This is a genomic window from Bradyrhizobium sp. SZCCHNRI1009, from assembly GCF_032487575.1.
Lineage (GTDB): Bacteria > Pseudomonadota > Alphaproteobacteria > Rhizobiales > Xanthobacteraceae > Bradyrhizobium.
Window position 1 is genome coordinate 99,590 of the sequence record NZ_JAUEUL010000020.1, and the last position, 13,174, is coordinate 112,763.

A 13,174-nucleotide genomic window follows, 5' to 3' on the forward strand; every position below is an offset into this window, starting at 1 on the left:
TCCCTGCGCAATGGGCTTACGGCTTATACGCGATCTCCCCGGTGCGCCGGGCTTTCTGGCCACCGTCATCCGCGAGACACGCAAGCATCTTCGCGAACTTGATACTAGCGTCGGAGTATCAGGACCACGCGATTTCGCCGTCCGGCTCCCCTCGTTCGTCCGCGCGCTTGACGCACGCTGCGACGAGAACCGGCCATCGCATCCCGCACCAACGTTTCGTGACGTTCGCGAAGCGCCCCTCTCGATCGGGCGGGATGGCGCTATTCAATCATGAATTCTGAAAAAAAGAAACAAGAATATTTTTCGTCGCGGGACTGGACAGGGCAAATCAGCCTGAGAATGCGGGCGAATTCCACTTCGTCGCGCACGCGCGAGGAGAAGCCATCGGCTCGTCACGCAAGCCCTGGGGCTTCGGCATATCACAATCAGCTTGTGCCCCTCTGCCGCGACGTCATGGCAGGGCCTCGGCCCACGGCTGTCCGGTTGAGGTTTTAGCATATACTAAGGCTCAGCTGGCGGTCGTCTCGGGTGAGAGACTGTGGAGGATCGAGCAGTCCATCGATCCTCCTGCGGTGCATGAGGTTTTGCGCGACCAGGCCGGTAAAGGTCCGCAGGCTTTCCACGCTGCTTTGCAGCTTATGGGCCGCGCGCAGCAGGAGATGAGCGATCAGCGCCACTGCAATCTGGATGCGTATGGCGTTCTCGGACGTTCCGAGGAAGTGTCTGATCTTCAGCGTGTGCTTGACCCAGCGAAAGAACAGCTCGATCTGCCAGCGGCGCTTGTAAAGGTCGGCAATTTCGTCGGCAGATGCGTCGAGGTCGTTGGTTATGATGCGCAGGACCTTGCGGGTTTCCGTGGCAACTCTGACCTCACGGACGGGATCCTGGAACGGGTTCTTTCGCGAGACAGCCAATCTGCCAGGCAGCAGGCCGATCCGATCGGACAACACGGACGAGCCCTCCGGGATTGTCTTCTCAGTCACGTCTCTGAGTTTAGTATTCGCCTTGAGACGGGTGACGAGACGGCACCCCTGCTCGTTGAGATTGGCCCACCAGCCGTAGTCATAGTAACCGAGGTCGAAGACGTAAGTCGCGCCCGGGCGGATCGGAAGAGATTTTGCCGCGGTGATGTCGTTGACGTTTCCCGCGGTCACGTCGGCCGTAACCGGATTTCCGGTATCCGGATTATAAACGATGTGCAGCTTGAAGCAGTTGATGCCGCTGCTGAACTTGGCCCAGCTGGCGCTGAGAGAGTTCAGGGGAAATCTGGTCGAATCGACCAGGTAGACCGCATCCGCCACCTCGTTTGCCAGCTTCCGCTCACAGCGTTTCATCATCTCTGCCAACAGACCGGCAAAGACCTCGGGCCGTCGCTTTGCATTGGCATCGGCCAGCGTCGAACGCGAAACCACCTTGGCGCCTACGTGATAGAGCCGTGCAGCGTGGCTCTCGAAAGCAGCTTCAATGGCACGCAGGCTCTCAGCGCGAGCCAGTTGCGCATAGAGCAAAGCACAAAACTGATTCCGGGTACTGAGCCGGCGCACCCGCTTGTCTCCTCCATGTGTTTCCACAAGCCGGTCAAAAACCCTCCACGGAACGAGCTTCTGCAGACCGTGAAATACAGTATTGTGGTGGCGCATGGCGGGATCCTCCTCGTGTGTCTCGAACATTTGGCGATGCTCAAGATCGCAGAAGAATCCACGCCATGCGCCTTGTCCAGCCTGCCTGAACCGGACAGCCGTGGGCCTCGGCCCGGCCATGACGTCTTAGCGACTCTCCGCAGAGGTCTGGGCGGGCATGTCCGATCGAACTGCCTTGCATCTGCCGGCCGAAATGAAGCGCGGGGGCTCATGAGCGGATTTGGCCGAAGCCCGCATGCTTGCGCGGTGCAGCAAGCCAGCAGCCATGGGGGGCAGGAGCCGCGGAGCGGGCACGTTCGGGAGGACAGCCCGTGACTAAGGCAGACCTCTGCGATCGAGTCGGCGGCGTCCGCATTCAGCGCGTCGCGGACATCCCAGGCGTAGACCGGAAGGTCGGAGATGGGCCAATGGATTAAACCGCTCGCGCGGTAGGGCACGCCGGCCGCCCGAATGTGCCGCGCCGTCAATCATGCGGCCGGCGTCCGAAACCCTTCACAGAAGCGGAAGTGCCGGCCATTGTAGTGCTTGTTAATTACGGTGCGCGCCGACGGCACCAATGATGCCAATAAACAGGCCGAAAAAAATGGAAACCACCACCATCAGAGCATTCACTAAGGCTGCTCCAAGTTCTGGCCCTGAAACACGAAGTAGCAGGACGACAAGAAGCCCCACACCTCCCACGCAGAGTACTGGCAAAACCGCGCGCCGCCGCGCGGCGAGCCGCTTGGATGGGCTCGCCAGCTCATAGTCCCGGAACAGGTTCCAGGCCCAACGAGATGATATCTGGGCACTAACGATTATAATGATTAGACAGACAATGAGTAAGTACATTGAACGTTGTCCTTGGCGCCAGCCGTTGCCAAGCGAAGGTCGGGGGACGTCCAGTAGCGTATATTGATTGCGTCGACCTTAAGGATACATTGAACATCAGCCGTATCAGAGCCATTCAAAGCCAGAATCTCACGCTGAGAAAAGCTGACTGATCACGCCCGGCGGTGAACTGGGAACAGTCCCATCATAGGTCCGCTCTGGGTCAAAGCGACCTCCGGCCCTCCGGCGGCTTACTTCCGGTTGAAACCAGAATGCGGACTTCACGACCACCGACCGTGAGATCCGCGACGGACTAACAGCAGACATCCTGTGCGCTGGTTTCACGTTGACTTAGTCGCCACAAACGCCACGGCAAACTTGCACCACAGCGGGACGTCGCTGGCGAACTTCGAAGAAGTCATCGAAATAGACGAGGCCCAGATCGATGAGCCTCCGCGTCAGAGTTGCGAGTGCCTCTGGACCGAAGCTTGGACCAAAAGAGAGTAGCTCCTCATCAGCACCGCGCGGCTTATCCGTCTCAAGGGCATTAAGTACGGCCTGATACGATACGCCCCTTTCGGTCAAGGCGCGCCGACGGATGACGATCCCGTATTCAGCAGTGACGGCAACGAAATTCATTCTCACTCCGTTGGTCGTGAGATATCTCCGAGCCTCACATTTACCGAACCATGCGACGTCTTCAATGGGCCGATGCTGTCGAAAAAAGGCTTGAGAGCCGCGGCGAACACTGATTCCTTCATCTGATCGAGCTTCGGTGACGGAGAACGGTGATGATGGGACGGCGGAAGCGGGATCAGGGCAGCCTGTTCTATGAGTTTCGCTTGGAGGATCGTATCCCCGAGAACCATCTGCTCAGGCGGATGAATGCGTTCGTCGCCGTGGCACTCGCCGATCTACACAAGGAGCTTGAGCCGCACTATTCCGAGATCGGGCGACCGTCGATTGATCCCGAACTCATGATCCGGATGCTGCTCGTGGGGTACTGCTACGGCATCCGCTCAGAGCGCCGGCTTTGCCAGGAAGTGGAACTGCATCTCGCTTACCGCTGGTTCTGCCAGCTCGATCTCGATGACGCTCTCCCGCATCACTCGACATTTTCGGTCAACCGGCTCGGCCGCTTTCGCGAGAGCGACGTGCTGCGCCACATCTTCGAGCGTGTCGTCTGGTCGGCGATGGCGACCGGGCTGGTAAAGGGCGAAGGCTTCGCGGTCGATGCCAGCGTGCTGGAGGCCAACGCCAGTCGCTACCACGGCAAGCCGCCGGCTGAACTCGACTGGACCGACGCACAACGTCAGCGGCGCGCCGTTGCTGAGTATCTTGCTTCGATCGAAGCTGCCGCGCAGCCCACCGAGGCGGCGGATGGCGCCGACGACACCGACAATGATCCTGAGACGCCGCGGCACCGGCGCAGCGAACGCAAGGCGCCGAAGGTGATCTCGCCGTCCGATCCGTCTTCTGCGTGGACGGCAAAAGCCAACAAGCGCGTCCAGTTCGGCTATGGTCTAAATTACCTGATCGACGTCGAACATGCGGTCATCGTCGACGTGGAAGCAACGCCAGCGCGAACCTATGACGAAGTCGTCGCGACCAAGACGATGATCGATCGCACAGCGCGATGCTTCGATCTGAAGCCGAAGCGACTGATCGCCGATACAGCCTATGGCACAGGCAAGTTCCTCGGTTGGCTCGTCAAGGAGAAGCAGATCACGCCGCATATCCCCGTGTGGGATAAAAGTAAACGCGAAGACGGCACCTTCTCGCGTGCAGACTTCAAATGGGATAGCCGCGCCAATGTGTATGTCTGTCCCAGTGGGAAGGTACTTCGCACCACCGGCAAAGTTCACGATGGAATGATGCTACGGTTCCGCGCCAGCAAACACGATTGCTCCATCTGCCCTCTGAAGGCGCAGTGTTGCCCAAACATGCCCGCCCGGCAGATCCCGCGCGATCTCCACGAAGACGCCCGAGATGTCGCGCGCCGGAAAATGACGACGAAAGCGTTCCTCAAATCACGCGACGAGCGCAAGCGGGTCGAGATGCGGTTCGCACATTTGAAGACCCACCATGGGTTCGAGCGGTTGCGCCTGAGAGGTCTGTCCGGCGCCCGCGACGAATTCCATCTCGCCGCCATCGTGCAGAACCTGAAGACAATGGCGCTGAAGCTGCTCAAGCCGCCAGAGCCGGCGCGGGTATGAGTTGTATGCGTGTGAGCAATTATGCGTCAGCGTCGCAGCCAGCGATCGGCCGGCGCAGCGGGTACTCGATCCATAAATGGCCTCGCCGTCGAACCAGACCAGGAGAAGCAGTCCCGCGCGGCGACAAAGACTTTTTTCGACAGCATCGGTCAATTCGCGACTTGATTGGACGCCTCATCGTGTCCGGAATTCGCCCTTAACCGACAATCACGGACTCTGATGAGAGGTCCGTCGTTGGCTGCGGACCCCCGACCTGCGGCGCTGCATCAAGTCGGCGGCGATCTGGGATACGACGGCATCAAGTCAACGGAGCGTCGCGGCGCCCCGTGGCCGTGCAGAGGTTCCCAGTTTGCGTGGGAGAGGCGTGGATGCGCGGGACAAGCCCGCCCATGGCGGGAACACCCCGAGAGGCCGCTTGACCGGAGACACGCCGGCTCTAGGACTACCCGGCCTTACGCCTGTGAGGCTTGTTCGCGGTGGAGAGGTACGCACAGAACATGTCGGCCATCGCATCGGCATAGGCCGATATCTCGGCCCGGCTGCGCGGTGTCTCCGAGAAGCGCTTGCCGACCTGGCCGAGCGTCGTCTTGATCAGATCGGCGGCCCGCGCGCGCTCGGCCTCTCCGGCACCAGGCAGCACCTCGCGCATGAAGGCGAGCATGGCGCGGCGGCCACTGGCCCTGGCCTGGCGTGCCTCGGGCGCGTCGCGATAGAGCGGGGCGGCGTCGTAGAGTGCGCCGCGCACGGCGGCCTCGTCGCACTCCGATTGCAGGAACGCGTGAACGAGGGCGCGCAATCGCGTCAGAGGCGGACGGCGGGTGTCCTCCAGAATGCCGTGCAGCAGTTTCGTCGTCTGCTGCCACTCGTCGCTCTGCAGCCTGAACAGGATCGCCGCCTTGTTCGGGAAGTACTGATAGAGCGAGCCGACGCTGACGCCAGCCTTCTCGGCGGCACGGGCCGTGGTGAAACGTTGCGCGCCTTCCTTGGTCAAAACCTGAACAGCCGCCTGCAGAATGGCCGCGACGAGGTCGGCCGAGCGTGCCTGTTGCGGCAGTTTTCGCGGGGAAATCGGGGCTTTTCGAGCCGGGGCCATGGAGCGTTCCGAAATGCGATTAGCGAATGCGAATGATTATTCGTATTCTGACTTCGACGCAAACGACACGCATCGAGAATACGGAGAATATCGATGATCACCCTGACCACCCAGCCGGTGGCGCCGCTGCTGGATCGCCTGCTTGCCGAGGCCACGTTGCTGCGGCCGGAGACGAGCCCGATCTTCGCCGGCATGGCCGAACGGGGCGCGCAGCTGATGCGCAGCAGGTCCGGCCATGTCGAGCTCTACACGCAGCTCAAGGACTTTCCGTTGCCCGTGTCGCGCGACACCGGCATGCTGCTCTACATGCTGGCGCGCGGCGTCGGTGCGCGATCGATCGTCGAATTCGGCACCTCGTTCGGCATCTCGACGCTGTTCCTCGCCGCGGCGCTGCGTGACAATGGCGGCGGCCGGCTGATCACCACGGAGTTCGAGCCGTCCAAGGTCGCCCGTGCCCGTGCCAACCTCGCGGAGGGCGGGCTGGCCGATCTGGTCGAGATCCGCCAGGGCGACGCTCTGCAGACGCTAAGCGGTGATCTCCCGGACGCGATCGACCTGGTTCTGCTCGACGGCGCCAAGCCGCTGTATGGCGATATCCTGGCGCTGCTCGAGAGCCGGCTCAGCGCCGGCGCGTTCATCGTCGCTGACAATGCCGACCACAGCCCCGACTACCTCGCCTACGTCCGTTCGCCTGATAACGGCTATCTGTCGGTGCCGTTCGGCGACGAAGTCGAATTGTCGATGCGGATCGGGTGAGCCGGCGGCGGCGAACGGCGATGCCCGCCACCCTCATAGGCGAATGGGGCTGGAGTTGACGTTTGGCCGACGATTGTTCACGAGGAGAGCTTCGTCATCTGAGCAACCGTCCTCATGCCTCGCATCCTCCTGATCAATCCCAACAGCTCGGCCACGACCACCGCGATGATGGTCTCGATCGCGGCCGCCTGCTGCGCCGGCCGGGCCGAGGTGGTCGGCGCGACCGCGACGCGGGCGCCGGCCATGATCGTGGATGCCGAGGCGCTGGCCGCATCGGCGGCGGAAGTGGTCGATATCGGCCGCGCGCATCGCGATGCTTGCGACGGCATCATCGTCGCGGCGTTCGGCGATCCCGGCGCCGCGGAGCTTGGCAGCCAGTGCTCGCTGCCGGTGGCGGGCATCGGCGAGGCGTCGATGCGCGAGGCCGCAGAGGGCGGGCGGCGCTTCGGCGTTGCCACGGTGACGCCTGCGCTGGTCGCGAGCATCGCGGGCCTTGCAGACAGGCTGAACCTGTCCGCGCAGTTCACCGGGACGCGTCTGACGCACGGCGACCCGGCCGCGCTCGCCGTCGATCCGGCGCGGCTTGCTGCCGCCCTGGCTGACGCCACGCGCGCCTGTATTGCCGAGGACGGCGCCGAGGCCGTGATCATCGGCGGCGGGCCGCTGGCGCAGGCCGCCGATCAGTTGCAGCGGCAATTCGCCGTGCCGATCATCAAGCCGATCGAGGCGGCGGTGGCCGTGTTGCTGTCGCGTCTGTCGGGCTGAGTGCCAGCAGCATTACGGCCGGTAGCCCGCCGCGGGATGCGGGGCCGCGAGCCGGGCACGGCCGAACAGCTTTTCGCGCAGCGTCCCCGGCTGGTAGGCCTTCTTGTAGCGGCCGCGTCTGGTCAGCTCCGGCACCAGCATGTCGGCGGCATCGGCAAAACTCTCTGGTGACAGCGCAAAGGCGAGGTTGAGACCGTCGACCCCGGTCTGCTCGATCCAACTCTCGATGAGATCGGCGACCTTCGCCGGCGAGCCGACGAACACCGGGCCGATGCCGCCGATGCCGACATGCTCGGCAACCTCGCGCACGGTCCACACCCGGTCCGGATCGGCCCGCGTGACGTTGTCCATCGCGCTGCGGCCGGCATCGTTGAGCACGTGGCGGACCTGCTGGTCGAGGTCGTAGGTCGAGAAGTCGACGCCGGTCCAGCCCGACATCAGGGTCAGCGACGCCTCGTGGTCGATGTAGCGGCGATAGTCGGCGAACTTCGCCTCGGCCGCCCCATCGGTTTCGCCGAGCACGACGGTGGCGATGCTGAAGATGACGATGTCGCTGCCCGCGCGACCCGCGTCGGCGGCGGCCTGGCGGATCGCGGCGACGCGCGGCGCGATGATCTTGGCCGACGGGCCGGACATGAACACGCATTCGGCATGCCGGCCGGCGAACACGCGGCCGCGCGGCGAGGTGCCGGCCTGATACAGCACCGGCGTCCGCTGCGGCGACGGCTCGCAGAGATGGATGGCGTCGAGCTGGTAGTTCTCGCCGCGATGGCTGACGCGGTGAACCTTCGTGGGATCGGTGAACACGCCGCTGGTCCGGTCGCGCTTGACGGCGTCGTCCTCCCAGCTGCCTTCCCACAGTCTGTAGACCACCTCCATGTACTCGTCGGCGACGTCGTAGCGGTCGTCATGCGCGGTCTGGCGGTCCTTGCCCATGCCACGCGCGGCACTGTCGAGATAGCCGGTGACGATGTTCCAGCCGATGCGGCCTTCGGTCAGATGATCGAGCGTCGACATCCGCCGCGCGAACGGGTAGGGCGGCTCATAGGACAGCGTGCAGGTGACGCCGAAGCCGAGATGCTCGGTCACGGCGGCCATGGCCGAGATCAGCATCATCGGATCGTTCACCGGCACCTGGATGGCGTGACGGAGCGCCGCGTCGGGGTTGCCGCCATAGACATCGTAGACGCCGAGCACATCGGCGAGAAACAGTCCGTCGAAGCGGCCGCGCTCCAAGGTCTTGGCGAGGTCGAGCCAATAGGGCAGGCGATTGTAGTCGGAGGACCGGTCGCGCGGATGCCGCCACAGGCCGGGCGACTGGTGCCCCACGCAGTTCATCGCAAACGCATTCAACCTGATGTCCGCAGCCATGATGTCCCTCGGCGCTTCCTCGACGCCCATCAGATGGCACGCTTCGGCCGACGTTTTCAATCGCACCCCTGCGCACGGCCGCTTGCGGCGGGCGCAGGCTTGGCTATGGTCGGAAGCGATCGAGCGCGCCGCGAAGCAACGACGATGCGTGACGGGCTTTGGCCCGCAGGTGTGGGGACGACTGTGAGGACGACCGTGATGACGATCCGTGTGACGGCGCTGACCGCGGTCTTGCTGACGACGTCCGCCATGGCGGCCGCGCAGGCGGAGGAGTTCAAGGCGAGCTGCGCCACGCTGGCGCAAGGCTTCTCCGGCAGCGGCCGCATCGTCACGGCGGAATTCGTCGCTGCAGGCGGCGTGCAACTGGCGCCGCCCGCGCCTGCGGGCGCGACCGCACCCGCGCCGGATCACTGCCTGATCCGGGGCAAGATCAACGAGCGTACCGGCATCGACGGCAAGCCCTATGCTGTTGGCTACGAGCTGCGATTGCCCGCGACGTGGAATGGCAAGTTCGTCTTTCAGGGCGGCGGCGGCGTCGACGGCGTGCTGCGCCCGGCACTCGGCCTGCTCACCGGCGCGACGCCGCCCAACGGACTCTCGAACGGCTATGCCGTCGCCTCGACCGACTCGGGCCATCTCGAGGAGCCGGGGCCGCTCGGGCCGTATCTGTTCGGCCTCGATCCGCAGGCGCGGCGGGACAAGGGCTACAGCTCGATCCCGCCGGTGGCCGCGGCGGCGAAGGCCGCGGCCGAGAAGCTGTACGGCAAGGCACCGCGCCGGTCCTACTTCGCTGGCTGCTCCAACGGCGGCCGGCAGGCGATGGCGGTGACCCAGCGCTTCCCCGAGCTGTTCGACGGCGTCATCGCCGGTGCGCCGGCCTATCGCGTGCCGCTGGCCGGCATCGACGTGATCGCGCAGGAGCAGGCGCTGCTGGCGATCGCGCCTCCGGGACCTGACGGCAAGGCCGATGTGGGCAGCGCGCTGACCGACGACGACCTGAAGCTCGTCGCCGATGCCGTGACCGCCTCTTGCGACGGCGCCGACGGTGCCAAGGACGGCATGGTGCAGGATGTCATGGCCTGCCGCTTCGATCCGGCCGTGCTCGCCTGCAAGGAGGGCGAGAGCGCGCAATGCCTGTCCGCTCCCAAGCTGAAGGCCGTCAGGCTGATGTTCGACGGCAGCCGCAATTCCATGGGCGGATTGATCTATGCGCGCTGGCCGTATGATCCCGGGCTCGCCGCGCCCGGCTGGCGCGCCTGGAAGCTCGGTACGCCCAAGGCGAGTCCACCCAATGCGCGCAACCTCACGCTCATTCCCGGCGGCGTCGCCTATGATTTCATGAGCCCGCCGGAGACGCCGGAGGATCTCGTCGCCTGGGTGCGCAATTTCGATCTCGACCGCGATCCGCGGAAGGTGATGAAGGGCGCCGGCGGCTTCGACGCCGGCATGGAATATGAGGCCGCGACCTCGACCGATCTCGACGCCTTCAAGGCGAAGGGCGGCAAGATGCTGTTCTATCACGGCACGGCCGACCCGATCTTCTCGGCGCTCGACACGATCGACTATGTCGATCAGCTCAAGACCAGATACGGCCCTGATGCCGACGGCTTTGCGCGGCTGTTCCTGGTTCCCGGCATGAACCATTGCGGCGGCGGACCCACCACCGATCAGTTCGACTTGCTGACCGCGCTGGACCGATGGGTGGAGGGCACGGCCGCGGCGCCCGAGGCGATCCGGGCCACCGCGCGGCGCGCGCCCGATGTGCCATGGCCCGGACGCACACGCGATCTCTGCGCGTTCCCGAAGGTGCTGACCTACAAGGGCAGCGGCAGCCTCGAGGACGCGGCGAATTTCGAGTGCCGCTGAACCGGTCGTGCATGCCGTCTGCACGGTGCACGATCACTTGATGAGCGGTTGACCCGGGACGGGGACGAGCCGATCTATCCGCCAGCGCCGGCCTGTCTCCGCAGCGTTGCGGCTCCCATCAGCCCTCAGACCGTTCAATCATGGTTGCCGTCAAGACGCGAGCCTTCACCATTCTGTGCGAGTTCGAGCGCGCCCAGATCGAGCTGATCGGGAAATGCGTGGCCCTGAGCGACGGCAAGGCGGGAACCGTCGAGCAGGTGTATCTCGACGAACTGCATGGGTTGCGCATCACCCTCAGCGGTCATGACGGGCGCTGGCCGGTGTCGACCATCAAGTTCACGCAATCCTGAGCGGCGGCGTTGGTCTCGGATCTGGAGCGCTCAAGCGATCGAGCGGCTTGATCAACGCTGCTTGGCGTGCCCGCTGGCAAAGCTCTCGATGAGGCGCCGCAGCTTGGCCCGGTGCACGCGACGTGCGGCTTCCGCGGCGGGCAGCCAGGCCAGCTTCCGCTGCCCGCGTTCGGGATAGCGTCCGTGCTGCTTGGTCACCTTCAGCGGGTAGAGCTTGACCTCGCACGGGATCTTCCGCTTGCCCTTGCGCTTGCTGTGCTTGAAACGGCCAAGCGGCTGGCGGCCGATCTTGCCGCGCAAGCCTGCCTCTTCATACGCCTCGATCGCCGCGACCCGATGCGGACCCTTGCGAAGGATCGGCGAGCCCTTCGGCACCGACCAGCGCTGCTTGCGCCGGGTGGTGATCAGCAGGATGCTGAGCTGCGCGGCCTCGATACGAAAGGGCAGGGCGGCGAATTGCTTGTTCTTCATGAGACCCCCTTTCGTCGAATGCCTTGAACCATACACCGGCTCGATTGGTTCCTGAGAGAGCCGCCGGAAAACCTGGGCCACCGCATATCAAATGATCCGAGAGCGGGCCGGCACCGCGGCTACCGTCGATGCTCCCGGCGCGGCCGGCCGCTGCTGGTCTGCCGTCCGGGACGACGTTGGTCACGGCCGATTCACCTATGTTGATGCGCGCGGCATCGCCTGATCTAGAGTTGTCGATGCGCATCAATGAAACTGGATGCAATCCCGCATGGAAGTAGAAGGTCAAAAGAAGCGGCGCCGGCGTGTCAAGCAGACGATGTCGCTGGGTGAGCGGTTGCTGGAGATGGCGCGCGAGGCGCGAGACAGGGCGAAACGTCTGCCCCCGGGCATCGAACAGGCCAGGCAGCTGCGGCGCGCCCGCGAGGCCGAAGCGATCGTCGAGCTCGATCGCTTCCTGACGGCCCCAGCACGCCGCCGCGGTCGCGTTGACGCCGTCTCGCGCCGGCCTCGGACGACGTGGCGCGACGCCGCGGAGGTCACCACGCAGCAGGTCACCAAGCAGCAATGTCGACCGAGCAACAATGCCGCGGCTGCTTTTGCGGCATGCGGACTCGAATTGATGCAGACATCGCTGCAACAACGCGCTCGACAGGATCGACGTCCTGAGCGACCGCAACGACCATGCGTTGGGCAAGGCAGTCCAGAGACGCGAGCACGATCAAACCATTTCCAAGGCCGCGCGGATTGAAGAATGTTTGGTTGGTGGCGAGGGCGCCCTCGGCTTCACGGCCGACGGGCGTTTTTTTGGGACGCGGGACGGACGACGTGTCGCGTTGGGGAGGCTCTCGACCGGCTCCGTCCGGCGTCGTCGCGCGCATCGCTGATCTGGCTGCGGCCGCGAAGGCGAGAGCGCCGGGCTGGTGGTATTTCCGGAGCTTGCGGCAACAGGGCTGACCGAATCCGGCCGAGACGGCGAGCCAATTCCCGGCCGCGTCACCGCCAGGCTTTGCGGATATCGCCGATCCGTATCACCGGCGTCACTTCGGTGTTCGCGGTGGCGAGAGCAATGCCAGTTCGCATTCGCGAATGCGTGCGACGCCGCGAATTTCGATCCCGGGCTCAGCGGCGTGTTCGGTGCGGAACCATTGGCGTTTCCGCGTCCGCGCCGCGATCGTCGCAGGCGGGGAGGGGATCGCGACCGTCGAAATCGACACCCGCAATCTCGACAGCGTCTGTTCGACCAACCTTGTCCGGCGGAAGGATGTCGTCCTGCATGCCCATGCCGCGCTCGTATCGTGCGCCGGTGCAACCGAAGGCGGGCAATTCCCGACGCTGCGCGCGCCCACCGTTCCAAAATGGAACGGAAACCGCGTGTGAGGGGTTCGAGCGTGGGGGGCGACAGCGCTATCCACATTTCTGCACAGCCGTCGCAAAAAGTTCTTGCGCGGGATGCGGCATCGCACTATCTCACCACCACGCCAGCCGGACATCACTGATGACTGAGGCCCCCGACTTTCGGGACCGACGTTGCTTTTCGTCTGACTGGCTCCTGAGTTTTTCTTCAAGAAATGCTCTTGACGGTCTCTGGAAATCGGCTATGTGAAGCGCCCCGGACATCGGGACTTCTTCGGCGAAACAGACGATCGAAGATGATGCACTAAGTAGTTCGAGCGAACTAACAAGTGCGGGCTGTTTGACAAGTGAAGATGAAGAAAGAGAAACGTGGACGGCGGAGTCCTTGCGGGTCTCGGGGTTGAGAGCTTCGGCTTTTGGTTCTGAGATCGGACGAGAAGACTTCGGCGGACAATGTTTCAAAGGTAACACCATGGTTTTCGC

At 64.1% G+C, this 13,174-nt stretch carries 14 protein-coding genes and 1 pseudogene; 7 read left to right on the forward strand and 8 right to left on the reverse strand.

From position 1 onward, the window contains the following. Positions 1 to 491: 491 nt before the first annotated feature. Both QX010_RS26320 and QX010_RS26325 read right to left on the reverse strand, forming a co-directional pair. Positions 492 to 1,640 carry an IS4 family transposase gene (locus QX010_RS26320; protein ID WP_316182801.1) on the reverse strand — a complete coding sequence of 383 codons (1,149 nt, stop codon included), beginning with the start codon at positions 1,638 to 1,640 and terminating at the stop codon, positions 492 to 494. 1,161 nt (positions 1,641 to 2,801) lie between these two features. Then, entirely contained in the window at positions 2,802 to 3,089 is a 288-nt protein-coding gene (locus tag QX010_RS26325; protein WP_315805158.1) for a hypothetical protein, read from the reverse strand. Between the two features lie 152 nt (positions 3,090 to 3,241). Here QX010_RS26325 and QX010_RS26330 point away from each other — a divergent pair, with 152 nt between their 5' ends. Continuing rightward, on the forward strand, positions 3,242 to 4,666 hold the full coding sequence (locus QX010_RS26330; protein ID WP_316182793.1) for an IS1182 family transposase: 1,425 nt from the start codon (positions 3,242 to 3,244) through the stop codon (positions 4,664 to 4,666). A 442-nt stretch (positions 4,667 to 5,108) separates the two neighbouring features. Here the strand turns inward: QX010_RS26330 and QX010_RS26335 are convergent, their stop codons facing one another. Then, positions 5,109 to 5,759, reverse strand: a complete 651-nt coding sequence (locus tag QX010_RS26335) for a TetR family transcriptional regulator (RefSeq protein ID WP_316182794.1) — start codon at positions 5,757 to 5,759, stop codon at positions 5,109 to 5,111. A gap of 93 nt (positions 5,760 to 5,852) precedes the next feature. On the opposite strand from QX010_RS26335, the gene QX010_RS26340 reads away from it, so the two are divergent. After that, positions 5,853 to 6,515 carry an O-methyltransferase gene (locus QX010_RS26340; protein WP_315805160.1) on the forward strand — a complete coding sequence of 221 codons (663 nt, stop codon included), beginning with the start codon at positions 5,853 to 5,855 and terminating at the stop codon, positions 6,513 to 6,515. 77 nt (positions 6,516 to 6,592) lie between these two features. Here the strand turns inward: QX010_RS26340 and QX010_RS26345 are convergent, their stop codons facing one another. Next, entirely contained in the window at positions 6,593 to 6,760 is a 168-nt protein-coding gene (locus tag QX010_RS26345) for a hypothetical protein (protein WP_315805174.1), read from the reverse strand. Between QX010_RS26345 and QX010_RS26350 the strand changes: the two genes are divergently transcribed. After that, on the forward strand, positions 6,681 to 7,280 hold the full coding sequence (locus QX010_RS26350) for an aspartate/glutamate racemase family protein (protein WP_315805172.1): 600 nt from the start codon (positions 6,681 to 6,683) through the stop codon (positions 7,278 to 7,280). The two genes, QX010_RS26345 and QX010_RS26350, sit on opposite strands and share 80 nt — an antisense overlap. Before the next feature lie 12 nt (positions 7,281 to 7,292). Here QX010_RS26350 and QX010_RS26355 read toward each other — a convergent pair whose 3' ends face one another. Further along, positions 7,293 to 8,651 (reverse strand): LLM class flavin-dependent oxidoreductase, encoded by a 1,359-nt coding sequence (locus QX010_RS26355; RefSeq protein WP_316182795.1) that lies wholly within the window; start codon positions 8,649 to 8,651, stop codon positions 7,293 to 7,295. Positions 8,652 to 8,849: 198 nt separating this feature from the next. Between QX010_RS26355 and QX010_RS26360 the strand changes: the two genes are divergently transcribed. Continuing rightward, positions 8,850 to 10,517: a tannase/feruloyl esterase family alpha/beta hydrolase gene (locus QX010_RS26360; RefSeq protein ID WP_316182796.1), complete on the forward strand. Its 1,668-nt coding sequence runs from the start codon at positions 8,850 to 8,852 to the stop codon at positions 10,515 to 10,517. 140 nt (positions 10,518 to 10,657) lie between these two features. Next, the gene (locus QX010_RS26365; protein ID WP_316182797.1) at positions 10,658 to 10,867 is read left to right on the forward strand and encodes a PRC-barrel domain containing protein; all 210 of its coding nucleotides are present in this window, start codon (positions 10,658 to 10,660) and stop codon (positions 10,865 to 10,867) included. A 51-nt stretch (positions 10,868 to 10,918) separates the two neighbouring features. On the opposite strand, the gene QX010_RS26370 is transcribed toward QX010_RS26365, so the two are convergent. Further along, positions 10,919 to 11,338, reverse strand: a complete 420-nt coding sequence (locus tag QX010_RS26370; RefSeq protein WP_315805164.1) for an NUDIX hydrolase — start codon at positions 11,336 to 11,338, stop codon at positions 10,919 to 10,921. 268 nt (positions 11,339 to 11,606) lie between these two features. On the opposite strand from QX010_RS26370, the pseudogene QX010_RS26375 reads away from it, so the two are divergent. Then, positions 11,607 to 11,810, forward strand: a pseudogene (locus tag QX010_RS26375) (hypothetical protein); the annotation flags it as partial. A gap of 79 nt (positions 11,811 to 11,889) precedes the next feature. Here the strand turns inward: QX010_RS26375 and QX010_RS26380 are convergent. After that, positions 11,890 to 12,216: a hypothetical protein gene (locus QX010_RS26380; RefSeq protein ID WP_316182802.1), complete on the reverse strand. Its 327-nt coding sequence runs from the start codon at positions 12,214 to 12,216 to the stop codon at positions 11,890 to 11,892. A gap of 208 nt (positions 12,217 to 12,424) precedes the next feature. Here QX010_RS26380 and QX010_RS26385 point away from each other — a divergent pair, with 208 nt between their 5' ends. Further along, positions 12,425 to 12,715, forward strand: a complete 291-nt coding sequence (locus QX010_RS26385) for a hypothetical protein (RefSeq protein WP_410051985.1) — start codon at positions 12,425 to 12,427, stop codon at positions 12,713 to 12,715. A gap of 90 nt (positions 12,716 to 12,805) precedes the next feature. On the opposite strand, the gene QX010_RS26390 is transcribed toward QX010_RS26385, so the two are convergent. Continuing rightward, positions 12,806 to 13,174, reverse strand: a 369-nt coding sequence (locus QX010_RS26390) for a hypothetical protein (protein ID WP_316182798.1), incomplete at its 5' end; no start/stop codon positions are given.